Raw genomic sequence first — 20,340 nt, forward strand, 5'->3', positions numbered from 1 at the left:
GCAGAATCAGATTATTTATGTACTTTGGGAGGCAAAAATCATCTAAACAAACTACTGATATGAAGCTTTTTGTTTTCTTGTTACTATTGCCTGTTTCTTTATTTGCTCAGAAAGTTACTAATTCTTTTACGGCCGCCGAGATCAGGCGTTATGAACAACAAGCTCAACGGGTTACTATCGTTCGCGATAACTGGGGAATACCTCATGTTTATGGAAAAACCGATGCAGATGCAGTATTCGGTCTCTTATATGCCCAATGTGAAGATGATTTCAAGAGAGTAGAAATGAACTACATTGAAAAACTGGGCAGAATGGCTGAATTGAAAGGTGAGCCGGAGCTATATAATGATTTACAAATACGTTTACTGATTGATACCACAGAAGCCATTGCCGATTATAATAAAGCAGAAGTTTGGTTGAAAAAACTGATGAACGCCTATGCCGATGGCATTAATTATTACCTCTTTAAGCACCCTGAAGTAAAACCAGCCATGCTTACGCTTTTTAAACCGTGGTACGCTCTTTTATGGACTGATGGAAGTATAGGAGCTATCAGCACGGCTGATGCAACCATAAGTGAGCTGAAAAATTTCTATTCTGGCGATAAAGTTTCTTATGTTGATGAACCTAAAGATCCAGAGAATCAGACCGGATCAAACGGTTTTGCACTCGCTCCATCAAAAACGGCTTCGGGTAACGCTATTTTATATATTAATCCTCATGTCACGTTTTATTTCCGGCCTGAAGTACAAGTGGTTAGTGAAGAAGGTCTGAATGTATATGGTGCTGTAACATGGGGGCAATTCTTTGTTTATCAGGGCTTTAACCCTTATTGTGGCTGGATGCATACTTCAAGCGCGGTTGATGTATCAGACCTTTATGCTGAGAAAATTTCCAAAAAAGGTAACAAATTTTTCTATGAATATGATGGGCAACAAAAACCCGTTACTGAAAAGAAAATTGTGGTCAGATATCTGAAAGACGGACAACTACAAACCAGAGAATTTACTACTTACTTTACGCATCATGGTCCGGTGATAGCCAAACGTGATGATAAATGGCTTAGTCTGAGGTCTTATAATCGCTCAATGGTGAGCCTGATACAAAGCTGGAAACGCACAAAAGCAAAGGGTTTTGAAGACTACAAGAAAGTAATGGATTTAAAAGCCAATACTTCTAATAATACAGTTTTTGCCGATAATAAAGGAAACATTGCCTATTGGCATGGCAATTATGTGCCTGTTAGGGATAAATCAATCAACTGGTCGAACCCTGTTGATGGAAGTGTGAGCACAACGGAGTGGAGGGGCTTACATAGCGTAAATGAATCAGTCCATTCGTATAATCCGGCGAATGGATGGTTGCAGAACTGTAATTCTACGCCTTTTACAGTGGCGGGTGAAAATAGCCCCAAAAAGTCAGATTATCCAGCCTATATGGCACCTGATGGAGAGAATTTCAGAGGTGTAAATGCTGCAAGAGTATTAGGAAATGGAAGTAGTTTTACGATTGATAAGGTAATTGCCGCAGGTTATGATACCTATCTGTCTGCATTTGAAGTGTTAGTGCCAGCCTTGGTTAAATCATTTGAAATAAGTGCACAGAAGCATGATACTTTGTATTATCAATTAATTGACCCTATCATGCTATTGAAGAAGTGGGATTATCGTACAGGAGAAAATTCTGTTGAAACAACAATGGCAATAGAATGGGCTCAGAAATTAGGTGGGCAAATACAAAAGATTTATATTGATGAAGGCGAAGATGACCAGGTAACCCGCACAAAGAAATTTGCTATGACGGCCACACCCGAACAACTCATTAAACCTTTTGCTCAGGCTGTTAAAGATTTAACAAATAAGTATGGCACATGGCAGAAACCCTGGGGTGAAATTAATCGTTTTCAACGGCTGACTGGAGATTTGCAAGGTAAATACGATGATTCACAGCCCAGTATCCCGATGGGATATGCCTCTGCCTTATGGGGTATGTTACCATCTTATAATAGCAGGGTGTATCCGAATACCAAAAAAAGGTATGGCATCAGTGGCAATAGTTTTATCTGTGCTGTAGAATTCGGGCCTAAAATCAAAGCAAAATCATTACTGGCAGGAGGAGAGAGCGGAGATCCGAAATCGCCACATTTTAAAGACCAGGCCGAAATGTACACCAAAGGACAGTTTAAAGAGGTGCTGTTTTATAAAGAAGATGTGTTGAGAAATGCTGAGAAGAGTTATCATCCGGGCGAGTAGATTTTTAATTTAATTACCATTCTATATTCCGTATTGCTATGAAATCCAATAAAATAATTGGTTTACTTCTACTACTTTTTTCTTTAGTCTCAAATAAACTTTCAGCCCAAAGAGTTATTGTTATCGGGCTTGATGGTTTTGGTGCTGAAGGGTATAAAACAGCAAAGCACCCTAATATTGATGCACTGATAGCTGATGGTGTATTGTCTCTTACAACCCGGCCTGTAATGCCGTCTGTAACTATGCCAAACTGGACCAGCCATTTGTCAGGTGCAGGCCCTGAAGAACATGGTGTGGTGAATAATAACTGGACAATAGACAAGCATGAGTTACAACCGATAGAAGCAGATCAGGAGGGTTTTTATCCATCAATATTTAAATTACTCAAAGATCAGGTACCCCATGTAAAAACAGGATTTTATTATAACTGGGCTAATCTCATTAAATCTTTCAATCAGAAATACCTTGATGAAATATCATTTGAAGAGAATTTTGAGTTTACCAATAATTATCAGAAAGCATTTGATTTTATTGTAGCAAACAAGAAAGAGCCAACAATGGTATTTTTATATACTGTGCATATAGACCACGCAGGACATGACTATAAATGGCTGTCGCCGCAATATATAACTGCCATTGAAGAAGCAGATGTAGCGATTGGTAAACTGATGAATCAATTAAAAGCGGATAATCTCTATAATGATACGCACTTTATTCTGATTGCAGATCATGGTGGTATTCCAACCGGGCATGGTGGTGTTTCTATGTCAGAGATGCAGGTTCCATGGGGTGCCACAGGCCCACAATTCAATCATTTAGGGTTGGTTGATTTTCCGAACAGTAATAAAAATACATCGCTGGCAATTGCCAATATTTTTGGCTTGAAAGAAATTCCGGACTCATGGACGGGGCTTTTGCCTGAACTGATTCTAAAGAAGAAAAATAAGAGATTAAAGAAGTATTTCCGATAGGATGGTAATATCCATCAACTCTATTGTAATACTGCATTTAATACGTTTTTGCTTATTGGATTTCTTTCGTGGGCAAGGTTTGATTCTCAGGTAAAATCACATTAAATGTACTACCACCTTTAACATTATTTTCTATACTGATGTCTCCGTGATGATTCTGTGCTATTTTTTTGCATATAGCCAGCCCAATTCCTGTACCCTCATATTCTGATTTTCGGTGTAATCGTTGGAAGATATGGAATACTTTTTCTATATATTCTGGAGGAATACCAATGCCGTTATCAGTAAATTGTATATTATAATAGCTGTAGTTAGCTGATAATCCCAATAATTCTGCTTCGGTCTCACTAAGTTTTTGGGTATTAATACTGATTATTGGCCTTACATCTTTCTGCACAAATTTCAATGCATTACTCAGTAAATTGGCAAAAAGTTGACTCATTTGTAATGGAATTGCTTCTATAACAGGTAATTTCTTTCGATCTATTGTTGCTTTTTTCTGCTCAATTAACAGTTCGTAGTCTGACAATATATTCTCAAAAATCTCATTAAGATTTACTTTTTCGTAGGTGTCATTTTCTTTAACAAGTTGCGAGTACATCAGTACGTCTCTGATGAGGGCTGTCATACGGACAGATGAGTTTCTTATTTTAGCCAGAAAATTCTTTGAATCATCAGAAGGATTTGGGCCTAAACTTCGCTCTAATAATTGTGAAAAAGTACTGATTTTGCGTAAAGGTTCCTGCAAGTCATGTGAAGCGATATAGGCAAACTGAGCCAGTTCAGCATTAGATTGCATCAGTTTTGTATTAGACTCAGCTAATTCTTCGATGGTAACCTGTAATTTTTCAATGGCGGTATCTAATTCCCTGGTACGTTGTTTTACTTCTGCTTCCAAGGCGAGTTGCATCTCTCGTTGCAGTGTAATATCCTGTGCAATTCCACTTAAAATTGCAGGGTTACCTGTCGCATCATAAAATACCTGACCTTGTGCATGAATCAGGCGTACCTGCCCGGTTTTATGATTTACAACAGGGTGTTCGTTGTCATAAATACCTGAGCCTCCGGGAGATGTTATTTTATTAATAAGTGCTGGAACTGACTCTCTATAATCGCCTGGCAAAGGATTATAAGCAGCTATAAGGTCTTGAGTATCTTCATTAAATCCAAGCCAGTGCATGAAGCGGGGTGAGTATTTGTAAGTCTGATTTTTAATATCCAGTTTCCAGGTAACCAACCCAGCTAATTCTATGGCTACACGTAATTCTGCTTCAGCTTCTTCTAACGCCTGTTGGGCTTTTATCTGTTCAGTAACTTCAACTGCTATTTCTAATATTGCATAAATCTCACCATCAGCATTGAATACTGGGGTATAGGTAATATTATAGTATCCTTCTGTCAGGATTCCATTCTTTATTATTTTAGCCAATGAGCCAGAGGAGTGATATTCCTTTCCTGTTTTAAATACTTTATCTAATATTTGTAAAAAGGGTTGATTTTCGGTTATTAATTCGGGCATTACCTCTTTTAAGGGTTTCCCAACGATATCAGAACCCTTACCCATCAGATCAATAAATGTCTGATTCGGATTTTCTATAATGAAATCAGACCCGACATAAAGGCCGATTCCGGCAGGAGCAGATGAAATAATGCTGCGGAGTTTGGTTTCACTTTCTTCTATTTTACGACGGGCATTCACTTGTTCGGTTACTTCAACAGCTACCACCAGCACACCAACAATCTGGTCTGTTCCTTCATAGCGTGGTTGATAGGTAAAATCAACGTAAATGGATTCTGGTTTGCCGTTCTTTACTAAATCTACTTTTACACTATTGGCAATAAAAGGTACTCCAGTCTCAATAACACTTCTAAGCAAATTGTCAAAGCCCTGGCCAGTCAACTCGGGTAATGCTACTAATAATGGTTTATTTATTAAATCTTCTGGTTTCCGGTCGACCAATGCTGCATAAGCTGAATTGACATTCCTGAAGGTGAGGTTATCTTCACTGATAATAGCAATAGAAACGGGAGATTCTTCAAAAGACGAAAGCAATTCGCGTTGTGTTTCTTCAATACGTTGCTGTGCCAATACCTGCTCAGTTACATCTACGGCCATATCCATAATGGCATATACCTCTCCTTTAGTATTGAAAAGTGGTTTATAGGTAAAATCGAAATAATAGGTGCCTAACACACCATCTACCATAAGGTCGGCTCGCATTCCAGTAGCTGTGTATGCTACACCAGTTGTAAAAATAGTATCTAAAATTTCCAGAAAGGGTTGTCCGACCAATTCTGGTACTGCCTCTGCTAATGGTTTACCAAATACTGAGCGACCTTTTCCCCAAAAGCCAAGCATTTTTTCATTAGCTACCTCAATTACCTGGTCTTTTCCTACAAAAAGGCAGGTAGCAATTGGGGCTTCTTCAACCAGAGCACGAAAACGTGCTTCGCTTTCTTCAAGATTATGCGTGGCATTTTTCTGGTCGGTAATATCTATAACAGACCCTATGAACCGGATTGGTTTATCAGCGGCATCGAAAAATACTTTTCCTTTGGCTTTTACCCATCTGATTACTCCGTCTTCAAAACCAACAGTGCGGTATTCAACATCGTAGTCGCCATTGCTGATTGATTTGACAAACGATTTGTCAATCACATTCAGAACCCGTTCACGGTCATCAGAATGCAGCCCGGTTACAAAATCTTTTTCGTAGGTTACTTTCTCCTTGTGGCTTATACCAAAAAGAATACGGCAGCGTTCGTCCCACTCTAATGTGCCTTTTTCAAGGTCTAAATCAAAAGTACCTAATTGAGCCGCTTCTTTCGATAGTCTCAGTTGTTCAAAAGCTCTTTCTAAATCCCTTTCATGTTGGGCACGTTCGGTTATTAGTGTACAAGAGCCAAGATAACCTTCAAATACTCCATCCTTGTTGAAACGTGGTGTATTTTGCGATAAAATCAAATGATATTTACCTTCTTTCCCCAGAATCCTAAACTCGTCTTTGAATGATTTCTGCAATTTGAAGAATTTTGCAGCTTTTTGACTGAATCTATTCAGATCATCAGGATGTATCACATTTGCCCAACCATTATTAATTAATTCTTCTGTTGGACTCCCCGTAAGATTATGCCATGCTTTATTAAAATAAATAGGATTCCCATCAGTATCACCCAAAGCAATAAGTATATCGCTTTGTTCGGCAATTGTCCTGAAAAGTTCTTCACTTTCTGAAAGACGTTTAAGTGATTTTACTTTAGGTGTAGTTTCCTGACAAACAACCAATATGCCTTGAATCAGGCCGTTTTCATCTTTAACAGGGCTATAGGAAAAATCGAAAAATACTTCTTCTGTGTTTCCATCTCTTTCCATTTCTAATCTGAAATCCCGAAAGAAAACAGGGTTTCCCTGCATTACTTCTTTGAATAAAGGTTCAATAGTTCCCCAGATTTCAGGATAGGTCTTTCGGGCACCAATACCCAATGCTTCAGGATGTTTATTAGTTCCCAGAATCGGCCTGAAAGCATCATTATAAAACTGCAAATACGAACTGCTCCAGCAAATTAACATCGGCGATGGGCAGTCGAGTATGGTAGCAATCAATTGTTTTAACTGAACTGGCCATTGATCTGGTGTACTTAATATTGTATTCGCCCAATCTTTGGTTCTCATCAAAGCACCCATCTCACCCCCCCCTTTAAAAAAGGGAAAGTCGTTGAGATTATTGCTTGAGGTGCTCATGGGGCTATTGGATTAAGGGCTTTAATAAGTCAATTAATTCGTTAAAGTCACCAGGTTTTGTTATAAAATCGTAAGCACCTAAATCTTTTGTTAATTCTTTTGTAGCTGAATCTGAAGCAGTAGAGAAAATAATTATAGGTATATGAGAAAGAGATTGATTTTGTTTGATATGGAATAAAAACTCCTGGCCTGTCATTAAAGGCATATTAAGGTCAAGAAAAATTACTTCTGGTAAACTTACACCTAAAGCTAATTTCGACAATGCTTCACGCGCACTATGATAATAATTGTATTGTACAGAAGAAGAAATTTGTTGAATAGCTGTCAGGAAAATTTCCTGATCGTCGTCATCGTCATCAATTAATAAAATATTACTGAAAGTCATATTGCTAATGTATCGAAACCTATGCTTAACTTAATTATGTTTTGGTGTGATTCTTCGGATATAGGTTAATAACACCGCAAGACATTTTCATAAAAGTAAAAATAAAAACGAAAAAAGCCAAAAAGTATTGATCAATTGAGCAAATAATGATTGTTATTTATTTCTACTGTATATGAGGAGAATGAAAAAGCAAATCTTGAATTGAGGAAATAGGAAAGAAATTTTGAAACTCTATGATAAAGTATAAAAGTATCAGTTATTTGAATTAGAATAAAGTCAGGAGAAGGGTTTTACCTGATATAATCTGGTAAAAACTGGATCCCGACCTTTCAAACAGCGTCCACTCCAACAATGAGAAAGAAGTTAACAACCTCTCTCCACTATTAGGAGTGGACTTTACTGTGCGAAGATTCAGAAATCAGGGATGTTTGATGTCAAATAAGATTTCGTAAATTTCTTTTTGGGATATGCTCACCCTATATCAGATGCTCTCTGCTATTCTGTTTTCAATGATTTTATAGGGTTCAACAATGCAGCCTTGATTGTGTTGTAACTAACTGTAAAGATTGCTATTATAATGGCTAATAAACCCCCTGCCAGTGGCATCCACCAGGCTATATTAATATGATAAGCGTATTCCTGTAACCATAAATTAGCTCCCCACCAGGCAATAGGTGCGGCAACAATAATTGACGCAATAACCAGTTTCAGGAAATCTTTGGTAAGTAAGGCTGTAAGACTGAATACTGATGCGCCCAATACCTTTCTTACGCCAATTTCCTTAATACGTTGCTCAGCAGCATAGGTAGCCAATCCGAATAAACCTAAGCAGGCAATAAAAATGGTCGATAAAGCAGCCCAGATAAGAATTTGTTGTCTGCGGGCATCTTCCATATAGAATAGTTTCAACTGTTCGTCCAGAAAATGATATTCAAATGGGTCATCTTTTTCGTTATTGACCATCACGGCCTTAAGCTTATCTAAAGTGCTTTGAATATTGGTACTTTCAATTCTGGCTGTGTAATAATCAACATCGTGTATAGGGTTTTTAATATACCCTAATATCAATGGTTCAATTTTAGCCTTCAATGACTGAAAATGGAAATCTTTCACAATACCCACTACATGCATTTTTATCGGATTATTTAAGGTGTTGAATATCTCTGATTGGGCGATAGACGGAATAGTAATCAACTGATTATTAGCTTCCTGAATATTCAAAGCCGTTGCTGCAGTTTCGTTGAGAATTACCGCACCTGAATCTGCTACCTGCTCAAAATTTCTACCATTTAAGAGTTTAACATTGAATGTTTCTATGAAATTTTCATCGGCAGCAAAGTAATAAGATGCTTTTTCTGCTTCTACACGGTTGTCGGTATAAACTTTTACTTTTCTATAAGTTTTCCATTCACCCGGCACTCTCGAAGTAGCCGATACATTTTTTACACCGCTAATTTTTGCCATTTCGCTTTTGAGGCTAATCATGTTTTTACGGGCAGCACCATTATTCACATCAATCACCACCATATGGTCTTTTCTGAAACCCAGATTGGTATTGTTCAGGTATTTCACCTGCTCATAAACCACCAGAGTACAGATAATCAAAACTGTGGAAATAGTAAATTGTGTAAATACCAGTCCTTTCCGAAGATTGGATGCCAGATTACTATTCATTTTCAATCCTTTCAGCAAATTCAAAGGCTTGAAACTGGATAGTAAAAACGCTGGGTAAAAGCCTGAAAACAAGCTGGTGAAAATACAAGCCCCAATAGCTAAAAGCCAGATTCGGTAATCTGTATTGAAATTAAGCGAGAGTTCTTTATTAGTAAACTGATTGAATATTGGTAAGATAACCTGTAAAAGCAGAACCGACAAAACAAAAGAAACGGTAGTGATAATAAAGGCTTCAAGTAAAAACTGAATGATAAGGCTTCCTTTTTCTGCACCTAACGATTTACGAACACCAATTTCTTTGCTTCTGTTTGATGCTTTGGCAGTAGATAAATTAATATAATTAATACCCGCAATTAAGAGCACAAAAAGTGCGATGTAAATAAAAATTTTTATATATAAAGGGTTGCCCTGGGCTATGGCTGCGACATTTGAATTTCTGGCACCATCATAAATACCCTCTGAGCGTAAATGAACATTTTTCAGATTTTGTAAATTATAAGAAAAAGTAGTGCCTGCTTCCGGCTTGAAATTTTTAAGTACCAGGTTTTTCAGATTGACTGCAACGTGTTCAGGGTCTGACTGCGGTTTCAATAAAAAATACACAGTGAAATTGCTCGAAAGCCAGTCGTTCTGCATCATATCTTTAAAATAGTTGGCAGAGTGACTCGTGGCTTCTGAGAGCAGATTATTAAAAGTAAAACTTGAATTTTTTTTATGATTTTTCAGAACACCTGTGATTTTTAAAGGTGAATCTATAAAACTAAACTTGAGTGTTTTACCCAGTACTTTAGTTGTATTGAATCTGTTCAATGCCAGTTCTTCGGTAATGACAATAGTGTTTGGTTCGGTTAACGCTGTTTCTCTGGTACCTTCAATTAATGGGAAATCGAATATTCTGAGGAAATTCTCATCAACCGTCGTTACATCCTCCTGAAAATTAATTTCCGGTCTTTCAGGGTTAATCAGGTTGGCTCTGCCCATTCGAATCACTCGGGTAGAATTTTCTATTGCAACGATTACCTTTTTCGATTCTTCTGCAACTTTAAAGGAACCACCTGCAATAATGGTCTGCTCACCTTTCGCGCTCTTATGTTCAATCAATCGGTATATTCGGTCGGCATTACTATGCTGTTCATCAAAGGTAAGTTCGTCGAAAACAAACAATCCAATCAGAAAAAAGCAAATCAATCCAAAGGTAAGCCCGGCAATATTCAACAGGCTATATAATTTGTTTTTGAAGAGATTTCTCCAGGCGATTTTTATATAATTACGAAGCATAAGTGAAGATATTTAAGTGAGGGTTATTCTTGCTAACCGAAAATCTTGTGCCAAATAATTAAAAGGTTGATAGGCAATTGTTTATAATGGAGTGAAGTTTATTTTTGTCCGAAAATGGACAACTAAGCGTCCGCTTTTAATATACAATTGATTCATTATTGTCTGAACTGTGATTTACCTGATTTGTATGATTAAACGGATTGAGAATCAATACTTTAAATTACTATGCTGATTTTACTAGCAAAATCAGGAAAATCCATTAATCGGCTAAATCAAAGTTCCAAACGAACATTTTAAATACACCCAAATTGGGTGAGATTCGGATAAGTATTAAATTCGTACATTAGCAGTTCAATTCCGGAGTATGTTAACAAGATTATTTATTATTTTCTTTTTATGGAGTTTCAGGTTGGTGGCAGTACCGACTTTAGATCAGATAGGGTTAAAAGAGGGATTGAGCCAGAGTGAGGTTCGTACGATTCTTCAGGATAAGGAGGGTTATATGTGGTTTGGTACACAGAACGGGCTGAACCGCTATGACGGTTCAGTGATGAAGCATTTCTATAATAATCCCTTTGAGAAAAATACACTATCGAATGACGATGTAACTTTTTTGTATGAAGATTCTGAGCAAAAACTCTGGATAGGTACAAAAAATGGTCTGAATAGTTTTAACAAGATATCTAAGGATTTTGAACGCCATGCCGATCTTTTTGGTAAAAACAAGCCTGATTATACCTATATCATAACAGGTATTGTAGAAGACCAGAAGAAAACACTATGGGTAAGCACCTATGATGGCCTTTGGCGATTGATTCCGAAAGGTAAGACTTATAAAGCCATTCATTATGAATATGATTCGACCAACCGTAAGAGTTTAGGGGGCTATGGGGTAGGGTATGTAATAAAAGACAAAAAAGGGGGTATATGGCTAACCACTAAGATTGGCCTAAGCAAGATAGTGATTAAAAATCCTGACAAACTCCCTGAACAGCAACAGGTGGAGTTTTTACACGCCAGAAATGCTCCACAAGATTTCTACAAAAAACTGAATTTCCCGATTCAGCGGATTTTTTGTGATGAACAGAATAATATTTGGGTGGCTGCACAGGAAAAGCTGCTCAGACTTAATCTCAATACTTCTGAATTGCAGGATTTTTCAGAACAGCTGATTCAGCCAGATGTATTTATATCGGCCATTATGGTAGATAGGTTTAATACAATCTGGGTAGGTACGATAGCAAAAGGTGTATTTCGTTATCAGGTCAGGGGAAAAACAATTGAACTGATTGAGCATATAGAAGAAGACGCCCTTAGTAAGAAGGGCTTGAAAAGCAGTGCTATTTTTTCGATTTATGAGGGCAAAGAGGCCAATGAAGATATTGTGTGGATTGGTACACGTGAAGCCGGAGTTCATTTGTTCAGTCATTCCAAGAACAGTTTTAAACAATGGGATAAAGTACTTGCCAAAGAAAATTCAATAGCAGCTACTTCGGTTTTCGGAATATGTAAAGATAGCTATGGCGATATTTGGGTGGGTACTTACGAAGGACTTTTCAAAATAAATTCTCATACAAGTAAATATAAAAAATATGTATTCAGCACTGTTAATAACCGTATGAATACACATCAGGTTATTTTTGAAGACTCAAAAAAAGATATCTGGGTAGGTAGTAATGAAGGGGTATTCAGGTATAATCGGGTAGTTGACAAGTTCTTTAGTTTCCCGATTCCGAAAATAAAAGGACATGAGCCTGCAATTATGCATTTTTTAGAAGATAAAGACCACACACTCTGGATTGGGACAAGTGCTTATTTACTTCGTATCCAAGGCAAGGATATGAAACGATTTGATAAAACACCTGATGGTGTGGTTTTATCAGTAGCTGCTTTGCAACATGACAATAAGGGTAATTTGTGGATTGGTACTTATAATGGTCTGGTGAAATTTAACCCTGTAAATGAAACCTATAAGACTTATATGAATGACCCGAATAATCCGAAAGGCCTGATTAATGATCTGATACTCTCGGTATTATTCGACAAAAATAATCAGATGTGGATTGGTAGTCCAAAAGGATTGAGCAAACTGGTTGTTGAGAATGGGAAGGAGAGTTTTATTCATTATACTGAAAAAGACGGCCTGCCCAACAGTTTTGTTTACTCTACTTTAGCCGACGATAAAGGCAGAATATGGATGAGCACTAATAACGGAATTTCGTGCTTTGATCCGAAAACAAAAACTTTTCAGAATTATTCATCAGATGATGGGTTATCGAATCGGGAGTTTAACTCAGGAGCCTACTTTCAAACAAAATCAGGTGAGATTTTCTTCGGTGGCTTAGGCGTATTTGTGAGTTTTGACCCTCTACAAATGACGAGTAACCGCCATTTACCAAAAACGGTGATTACCTCGTTTATGAAGTTTGAAAAAGAGCAGAATCTGGATAGCCTTCTTATGAAAGACGGTAAGATAAAGCTGAATTATAACGAAAATTTCTTTGCTTTCCGCTTTGCACCACTCGATTTTACGAATCCGGAAAAAAATCAGATAGCTTATAAATTAGAAAACTTTGATAATGACTGGATTTACTATGGTAATCGCAGGTATATAAATTTTACAAATCTAAAGGCAGGCGAATATCAATTAAGAGTTAAAAGTGCAAATAATCAAGGTTTCTGGAACGAAAAAGATATTCTTACTATACCCATTTCAATTGCTCCTCCATTCTGGCAAAAATGGTGGTTTTACCTGCTCTCGTTTATTGTAATGGGTACAATTGCCATGACCTTCTACCGCGTCAGAGTCAATCGTGTTGTAGAGATTGAACGCGTGAAGCTGGAAGAAAACGAAAGAGTAAGAAAGATTGCGGCGCAAGATATGCATGATGAATTTGGTAATTCACTGACACGTATTTCTTTACTGACTGAATTGATAAAGAATAAACTGAAAAAATCAGAGAGTGAAGAAGCTCTGGTTCTGCTATCAAAGATAGGTGATAATGCCGGTAGATTATATCAGGGAACCAAGGATTTTATCTGGGCGATTAATCCAGAACATGATAATTTGTTTGAGATTGCCATAAGAATCAAGGATTTTTGTGATGAGATATTAGATAAAAGAGATATTAGGTTTGTGTGTGAAGGTATTTCGGAGGACTTTGAGTTCATAAAATTACCTATGGGAGCCAGCAGACATCTGGTAATGCTGTTTAAAGAAGCAATTATGAATACTCTGAAGCATGCTAATGCCAGTGAGGTGAAATTGAATTTTAGATTAGAAAACAAAAAACTGACGATTTGTTGGCAGGATAATGGTACCGGTATTCAATCAAATAAGCCCAACAATGGCAATGGACTGGGGAATATTCGTAGCCGTGCCGAAAAAATAGGAGCAGAAGTAGAAATAATTTCAGAAAATAATGAAGGGACAACTGTGAAGCTGGTCATCAACAAAATAAAAAAATGAGCTACCAAAATACAAACCTTATCAAAATCTGCCTGGTAGAAGATGATAATATTATTCGGGAAGGATTTGTCATGCTTTTGAACGAAAATCAGGGATTCAAAGTAGTAAGTGCTTATAATAACTGTGAGGATTTTCTCAAAAATGTGCAGAATGATAAGCCTAATGTAGTATTAATGGATATTGAACTGCCAGGTATGAATGGTATTGAGGGTATTGAGCGAGCAAAGAAGATCTATCCGCACGCGCAGATTATAGTAGTAACTGTTTATGAAAATGATGATCTGGTGTTTAAAGCTCTTTGTGCAGGTGCCGGAGGGTATCTGACCAAAAACATGCCATCACAACGTCTGGTAGAAGCAATAAGAGAGATTATGAGTGGAGGTGCACCGATGAGCACCAACATAGCCCGATTGGTGGTTGCTTCATTTCAGAAAAATCATAATTCTCCGTTATCTTCAAGAGAAACAGAGGTGTTGGAATTGCTATCAAGAGGAAAAAGTTATAGCAATATAGCTGAAGGTTTGTTTATTGATAAAGAGACAGTAAGAACCCACATCAAGAATATTTACTGGAAACTGGAGGTTCATTCAAAGGCTGAAGCGATTGAGAAAGCTATGAAAGAGAAACTGATATAAGCGTATGAAGTAATAAGAAGGAGTAGATTTGTAAAACTATAAAGACAATGACTTTGTGTTGACGGCCAATTGCAACACTCTGTCATTGTATCTTTGCCAAAGTATAAGATATTTATCCTCAATTGAAAATTTTCAGAAGAAACTGTACCTACTCATAATGTTCTTTCTTTACCTGAAAATGCCCTTTCCTCCGCTCTCAACACAACCAAAAGAGCAAAATTTGGCCTATTATTCATCTTGAAACAACTTGCACCAATTTGGCAAGGTTTTAATAGCCCTGTTTTGTACTGAAAATCTACATTTGCTAAAAAAAATATCATGAAAAAACTAAAACTTTTATTATTCTGCACTATTAGTGCTTTGAGTGCCAATGCACAAGGTATTACCCAGCCTATCTCAGGTGGTAATAAAAAGGCTTCTGTCTCTGAAATAATAGGAATTACAAAAGTGTCTGTCAACTACGACCGACCTGCGGTAAAAGGTCGTGAAAATAAAATATGGGGTGCTGTAGTGCCTTATGGTTTTGTTGATTATGATTATGGCACCTCAAAGGCAGCACCCTGGCGGGCAGGGGCTAACGAAAACACAACATTTGAATTTGATACGGAAGTAATGATTGAGGGGAAAAGCCTACCTGCCGGTAAATACGGTTTTTTTGTAGCAATGGGTAAGGAAAAAGCTGTATTGATTTTCTCAAAAACCAATACCGCATGGGGAAGTTTTTATTATGAACCCAAAGATGATGCTTTACGGGTTGATGTGCCAATTGTGTACGAAAAAGAGTCTGTAGAAAGGCTAAAATATGAGTTTTCGAACCAAAGCGACCAGGAAGCAACTATTACTCTCGCCTGGGAGTATGTCCGGATTCCATTTAAAGTAGCTGTCGATTTAACCAAGCAAAGACTTGAAGCATACAGAAGGGAGTTTAATAACGGTAATTTTTATCGTTATTGGCAAAATATGCACGCAGCCGCAAATTTTTGTTTAGTAAACAATATTAATCTCGAAGAAGGCTTATCATGGGCAGAGCGTTCGATCACTACTTATTTTGGTGAAGCTAATTTTCTCACGCTTTCTACTTATGCCGGGTTGTTAGAAAAAAATCAGCAAAAAGCCAAGGCAGATTCAGTATTAAAAAAAGCTTTTCCAATGGCTACTATGCTTCAGCTTAACACTTATGGCCAAAGCCTTTTACGAATGAAAAAAGACAAGGAAGCCTTAGAGATATTTAAATTGAATTTTGAAAAATATCCTGATGATATTTATACCTGTTTAGGAATGACGAGAGGGTATTATTTCAACAATAACGAGAATGAAGCTATAAAATATGCCGAAAAGGGTAAAACCATAGCTAAAGATGACAACACTAAAGCATATTTTGAGGGAATTCTGGCTGACATAAAATCAGGCAAGCAATTAGTAAGGTAATGAAATTGTTGAAAATTATGAAAGAACTGCGGCGAATAAATCAGTTTAACAAATTTTAACATTCTTAAACTGGATTTATTCGCTACAGGTTTTAATTTCATGTTACTTTATGTAACAGCTATTTTTTTGCTCAATAAGATGAGTTATCAAGAATTTCAGATTCCAGTAGTTTTGCAGCCCTATATTGCCAGTATCTGGGTGGATAGAACAAGTTATTCAAAAGGGCACGGAGATAAGTACTGGTTTCCGAACGGCGCGATAGAATTAATATTTAATCTGGGTACTGCCTACCATAGAAAAAGCCTTGAGGAGGGCGGTACAAATAATTCTGTAGCGAGGCCTGTAGTGATAGGGCAGATGAAAAAGATGGTAGCCTTAGAATTATTCAACAACAATTATGTTTTAGGCATTCGTTTTACACCTACCGGCTTTTCGGCGTTCAGTCATATTCCGGCTAATGAATTGAACGATTTGCAAGTGCCTGTTAATCAGGTATTTGCAGTGAAAGATAATTTAATAGAAGAACGTGTCAGAGAAGCATCAACTATATATGAGAAAATAGGTGTTATTCTTGATTTTTTGTACAGAAACCTCAGAAAGATACCTTCTAATGACCTAATAAACAAAGCATTGGGAGAGATAACTTCAAGAAATGGAGACATAAAAATCAATATGTTGGCAGATAAGTTCGGGATTTCAGATAAAACTTTAGAAAGTAAATTCAAACTTTCGGTAGGACTAACGCCAAAAGAATATGCTAAAATTTGTCGGTTAAATAGTTTTCTTCTAAAATTTAAACAAAATAGCCAGTTGAGCCTCACCCACCTGAGTTTTGAAACCAACTATTATGATCAGTCCCATTTTATTAAGGAATTCAAAAGTTTTGCATATTTTACTCCCAAAAATCTACTAAAAGATAAGGCTAAACTGTTTGATATTAACTTGCTGTCGATGAAAACTCTATAAATCACTAAACTAAATCTATACAATAAATCCCAATTTCGATTTTTTACAATTTTCCACTTTTTTTAATCCTTTAATTTGTGATTATTAATTGACTTGAATGAAAATCACGGGATTTCTATTGGTAATATTTAGTCTGTTATCTATTGTAAGTACTGCCCAGATTAAGCAAGAATCAGGTTTACAGGCCATGATTAATGTTGAAAGAGCCTTTGCGGCCTATGCTCAACAGACCAGCATGAGACAGGCATTTTTGAAGTTTATGGCCCCAAATGGCATAAAATTCCAGAAAGGCGAGGCTGTAAATGCCATTCAACTTTTTGAAACAACGCCGGATACCGAATCAAATGATTTATTGGCTTGGTGGCCGATATTTGCTGATATAGCATCTTCCGGTGATTTTGGATATACTTATGGACCCTGGCAATATTTTACTTCAAAGACAGACTCACTACCTACCGCTACTGGTTTGTTCTCATCCGTCTGGCAAAAACAAGCCAATGGCGAGTGGAAAAATTTGATGGATTTAGGGACTTCGTATAAAAACAGTTTCAAAAAAAGTGTGGAGGTGGCAAGCTCTAAAACTGTCTTAAAAAAGCAATCTGAAAAAGTGAGTAAGGCTGAAGCGAGAGCAGCTCTGATAGCGCTGGATAAAAAATACATAGCTGAATTGAATCAGAAGGCTACCTCATTTATTGCAGAATACTATTCAATGGAAGGGAGGATTCACAGACCTAATGAAGCCCCGGTGACAGGTTTAAACGAGCTTGAAAAATATCAGGATGGTAGTAAAACTTTCATTTTTAATCATCTGAATGCTGAAATTTCAGAAGCGGCTGATATGGCCTATACTTATGGCAAAGTGGCCGTAACTCTGCCCAGTGGACGCATAATTAATGCCAATTATATCAGGATATGGAAAAAAGAAGACGGTAAAATCTGGAAAATAGTACTGGATGTAATTGGAATGTCATAACCATTAAGGTTTTTGCAGGTAACAGCATGATTTAGATAATCCCGTTTAAGTTATGGCGAGTGTTCATCTTAATAACAATAAAAAATTATGAAAAAGCTTACGATTCTACCTCTGTTTTTTTTCTTCGGGGTTTTTCAAGCAACTGCCTCTGATATAATAATAGAGCAGGTGCAATGGCAAAGGGAAAACAATAAACTCTATGCGCAACTACAACTTTCCTGGAAAAACGCCTGGAGAAATGAGAATAATCATGATGCCGTCTGGGTGTTTTTCAAAGTTACTCCAAGTCCTTATACGGATAACAATAATTACAGCCATGTAAAAGTCGAAGGTAGTGGGCATAGATTGATAAAAAATCAATTGGCAGGCAGCCCTGATCCGGTGCTTGAAGTTTCAAAAGATCATATGGGGTTATTTTTGATGCCGAACAAAACCTATAGAGGGAATATCAGCTGGAAAATCTGGATTGCCCTTGAAAATGTAGAGGGCAATTTATACGAAAAGAACTTTGCCGCGTATGGTATAGAAATGGTAAGCATACCTCAGGGAAAGTTTACTTTAGGAGAAGCAGATACTACTCTGCTGAAAACGAATTATACGTTCTTTTTATCTGGTGAGAATGGTGAATTTAAAGGCCTTTTCAATATAGCTTCTGAAACAAATGATATAAAGATTGGCCCACAGGCAGGCTCTTTGTACTATCATTCAAAAACGAAAATCTATAATGGTGACCAGACCGGAATCATTCCGAAGGCTTTTCCGAAAGGGTTTCAGGCATTTTACCTGATGAAATATGAACTTTCTCAGGGCCAGTATGCCGATTTTCTTAATTGTATTTCTGTTACCTCATCTTTCCAGAGGGCAAATTTCGGTGGTAGAAATTATGAAGATTACAGGGGCTCTATTTATCAGAAGGATGGTGTTTATCTGGCGAAATCACCTGGTCGCCCTGCCAATTTTATCAGTTGGGATGATGCAATGGCGTATGCTGACTGGGCAGCTCTGCGGCCCTATACAGAACTGGAATACGAAAAAGCCTGTAGAGGACCTTTGAAACCCATTAATAGGGAATTTCCGTGGAATACTGCCTCAAAAGAAAAACTAATAAGACACGTGAACAAGCAAGACGAACTTGTATTTGCCAATGGTGCTGATGAAAGTACGCTTAGCAACATCAATAAAGAAGAATTTGGTGCTTCCTATTACTGGGTAATGGATTTGTCGGGGAGTGTGTGGGAGCGCGTAATTACCATAGGCGACTCAACAGGTAGGGGATTCAAAGGTACTCATGGTGACGGAATACTTAAATATGGTTTTGCCACCAATGCAGACTGGCCGGTGGGCTGTACTGAAACATCCGGCTTTGGATTTCGGGGTGGGGGCTATTACCACCATGACCAGCTTATTGGAGACTTGAACCCGAACGCTACACTGGCCAACCGTACTTTTGGGGCATGGTCGGGAGGTATGAGATCGCTTGCTTATGGTAGCCGTTTTGCCAGAACCAAAGATTGATGCAATGAAAAAAGCTACTTACATATTTGTATTGTTCTGTACAGGTCATATGGTTCTGGCACAGGAGCCTGCAAAGAAATGGTATAAAGGTAATATTCATACTCATACCAGAAATTCAGATGGAAATACCTCTATCGACTCAGTAATCAATTGGTATGTAAGTCAAAAGTTTGACTTTATGTCTATAACCGACCATAATAAACTCAGCTATGATGAAACTTTAGCCAGCAAGTATAATTCAGAGGAGAAATTCTTGTTGATACCCGGAGTTGAGGTTACAGACAGATTTGAAAAAACGCCGGTTCATTTGAATGGCATAGGTGTTTCTGAGAATGTTCTGCCACTTTCGGGTACTTCAGTGGATAATGTCATAGCTGGAAATTTAGCTGATATTTCGCAAAAAAACGGATTAGGGATTCTCAATCATCCTAATGGCATATTAAAAGCTGCTATCACTTCTGAACAAATTTCCCGGATTAAAAATCTGAAGTTTTTCGAGGTCTGTTGTGCCGATTTTAAAGGCGGGAGTTTCAAGCCATCAACAGATGAAATATGGGATAGAGTACTCAGCAAAGGCAAGATTTTATATGGTGTCGCGGCTGACGATGCACATAACTTTCGTCCTTACTCAAAAGACCCCGGTAGCGCCTGGATTATGGTAAATGCTGAAAAACTGGAACAAAAAAAGATTATTGAAGCTATGGAAAAAGGTGATTTTTATGCTACAACAGGTGTGATTATCAGGAACTATTCAATTGCCGACCATAAAATACAAATTGAAATAGAGAGTAACGGATATGGATTCAGAACCTATTTTATTGGCCAGAATGGTAAAGTCCTTAGCGTAGATGAATCTGATAATCCGACATTTAAAATGAAGAAAAAACACAAATACGTGAGATGCCGGATAGAACGGTCTGACGGCGCTTATGCCTGGCTTCAACCCAATTTTTATTAAATTTAATTACAAAGTCATCCAGATTTGGATTTGTAATCAGTAACTATTACAAGCCAAAAGCCAGTTACTTTCTTGTTCTCTTAAACCAGCTAAC

At 37.4% G+C, this 20,340-nt stretch carries 12 protein-coding genes; 9 read left to right on the plus strand and 3 right to left on the minus strand.

The genetic code is table 11. The features are described 5' to 3' along the window. The first annotated feature begins 59 nt into the window (after positions 1 to 59). Both H1R81_RS02315 and H1R81_RS02320 read left to right on the plus strand, forming a co-directional pair. Complete coding sequence (locus H1R81_RS02315; protein ID WP_181839061.1) at positions 60 to 2,252, plus strand: penicillin acylase family protein; 2,193 nt, start codon at positions 60 to 62, stop codon at positions 2,250 to 2,252. Between the two features lie 38 nt (positions 2,253 to 2,290). Then, complete coding sequence (locus H1R81_RS02320; protein WP_181839062.1) at positions 2,291 to 3,223, plus strand: alkaline phosphatase family protein; 933 nt, start codon at positions 2,291 to 2,293, stop codon at positions 3,221 to 3,223. Positions 3,224 to 3,275: 52 nt separating this feature from the next. Here the strand turns inward: H1R81_RS02320 and H1R81_RS02325 are convergent, their stop codons facing one another. From H1R81_RS02325 to H1R81_RS02335, 3 genes are all read right to left on the minus strand, one after another. Next, positions 3,276 to 6,965, minus strand: a complete 3,690-nt coding sequence (locus H1R81_RS02325) for a PAS domain S-box protein (RefSeq protein ID WP_181839063.1) — start codon at positions 6,963 to 6,965, stop codon at positions 3,276 to 3,278. Between the two features lie 4 nt (positions 6,966 to 6,969). Then, entirely contained in the window at positions 6,970 to 7,350 is a 381-nt protein-coding gene (locus H1R81_RS02330; RefSeq protein WP_181839064.1) for a response regulator, read from the minus strand. Positions 7,351 to 7,845: 495 nt separating this feature from the next. Further along, positions 7,846 to 10,302 (minus strand): ABC transporter permease, encoded by a 2,457-nt coding sequence (locus H1R81_RS02335; protein WP_181839065.1) that lies wholly within the window; start codon positions 10,300 to 10,302, stop codon positions 7,846 to 7,848. Positions 10,303 to 10,666: 364 nt separating this feature from the next. Between H1R81_RS02335 and H1R81_RS02340 the strand changes: the two genes are divergently transcribed. From H1R81_RS02340 to H1R81_RS02370, 7 genes are all read left to right on the plus strand, one after another. After that, entirely contained in the window at positions 10,667 to 13,771 is a 3,105-nt protein-coding gene (locus tag H1R81_RS02340; RefSeq protein ID WP_181839066.1) for a two-component regulator propeller domain-containing protein, read from the plus strand. Beyond that, the gene (locus H1R81_RS02345) at positions 13,768 to 14,406 is read left to right on the plus strand and encodes a response regulator transcription factor (RefSeq protein ID WP_181839067.1); all 639 of its coding nucleotides are present in this window, start codon (positions 13,768 to 13,770) and stop codon (positions 14,404 to 14,406) included. Before H1R81_RS02340 ends, H1R81_RS02345 begins: the two co-directional genes overlap by 4 nt. Before the next feature lie 318 nt (positions 14,407 to 14,724). Next, entirely contained in the window at positions 14,725 to 15,834 is a 1,110-nt protein-coding gene (locus H1R81_RS02350) for a DUF2911 domain-containing protein (protein WP_181839068.1), read from the plus strand. A gap of 138 nt (positions 15,835 to 15,972) precedes the next feature. Further along, a complete protein-coding gene (locus H1R81_RS02355) occupies positions 15,973 to 16,800 on the plus strand; it encodes a helix-turn-helix domain-containing protein (RefSeq protein ID WP_181839069.1) in 828 nt (275 codons plus the stop codon). 97 nt (positions 16,801 to 16,897) lie between these two features. Next, the gene (locus tag H1R81_RS02360) at positions 16,898 to 17,773 is read left to right on the plus strand and encodes a nuclear transport factor 2 family protein (RefSeq protein WP_181839070.1); all 876 of its coding nucleotides are present in this window, start codon (positions 16,898 to 16,900) and stop codon (positions 17,771 to 17,773) included. Positions 17,774 to 17,860: 87 nt separating this feature from the next. Next, positions 17,861 to 19,288: an SUMF1/EgtB/PvdO family nonheme iron enzyme gene (locus H1R81_RS02365; RefSeq protein ID WP_181839071.1), complete on the plus strand. Its 1,428-nt coding sequence runs from the start codon at positions 17,861 to 17,863 to the stop codon at positions 19,286 to 19,288. 4 nt (positions 19,289 to 19,292) lie between these two features. Continuing rightward, positions 19,293 to 20,246, plus strand: coding sequence for a PHP domain-containing protein (locus H1R81_RS02370; RefSeq protein WP_181839072.1), 954 nt, complete (start codon positions 19,293 to 19,295; stop codon positions 20,244 to 20,246). Positions 20,247 to 20,340: the final 94 nt, after the last annotated feature.

Source organism: Emticicia sp. BO119, assembly GCF_013912375.1.
GTDB lineage: Bacteria > Bacteroidota > Bacteroidia > Cytophagales > Spirosomataceae > Emticicia.

Bases quoted from the DNA above. Each gene is read 5' to 3' on its own strand.
- H1R81_RS02370 (WP_181839072.1), top strand. From the start codon at position 19,293: ATGAAAAAAGCTACTTACATATTTGTATTGTTCTGTACAGGTCATATG.
- H1R81_RS02350 (WP_181839068.1), top strand. From the start codon at position 14,725: ATGAAAAAACTAAAACTTTTATTATTCTGCACTATTAGTGCTTTGAGT.
- H1R81_RS02320 (WP_181839062.1), top strand. From the start codon at position 2,291: ATGAAATCCAATAAAATAATTGGTTTACTTCTACTACTTTTTTCTTTA.
- H1R81_RS02355 (WP_181839069.1), top strand. From the start codon at position 15,973: ATGAGTTATCAAGAATTTCAGATTCCAGTAGTTTTGCAGCCCTATATT.
- H1R81_RS02325 (WP_181839063.1), bottom strand. From the start codon at position 6,965: ATGAGCACCTCAAGCAATAATCTCAACGACTTTCCCTTTTTTAAAGGG.
- H1R81_RS02345 (WP_181839067.1), top strand. From the start codon at position 13,768: ATGAGCTACCAAAATACAAACCTTATCAAAATCTGCCTGGTAGAAGAT.
- H1R81_RS02365 (WP_181839071.1), top strand. From the start codon at position 17,861: ATGAAAAAGCTTACGATTCTACCTCTGTTTTTTTTCTTCGGGGTTTTT.
- H1R81_RS02340 (WP_181839066.1), top strand. From the start codon at position 10,667: ATGTTAACAAGATTATTTATTATTTTCTTTTTATGGAGTTTCAGGTTG.
- H1R81_RS02315 (WP_181839061.1), top strand. From the start codon at position 60: ATGAAGCTTTTTGTTTTCTTGTTACTATTGCCTGTTTCTTTATTTGCT.
- H1R81_RS02335 (WP_181839065.1), bottom strand. From the start codon at position 10,302: ATGCTTCGTAATTATATAAAAATCGCCTGGAGAAATCTCTTCAAAAAC.
- H1R81_RS02330 (WP_181839064.1), bottom strand. From the start codon at position 7,350: ATGACTTTCAGTAATATTTTATTAATTGATGACGATGACGACGATCAG.
- H1R81_RS02360 (WP_181839070.1), top strand. From the start codon at position 16,898: ATGAAAATCACGGGATTTCTATTGGTAATATTTAGTCTGTTATCTATT.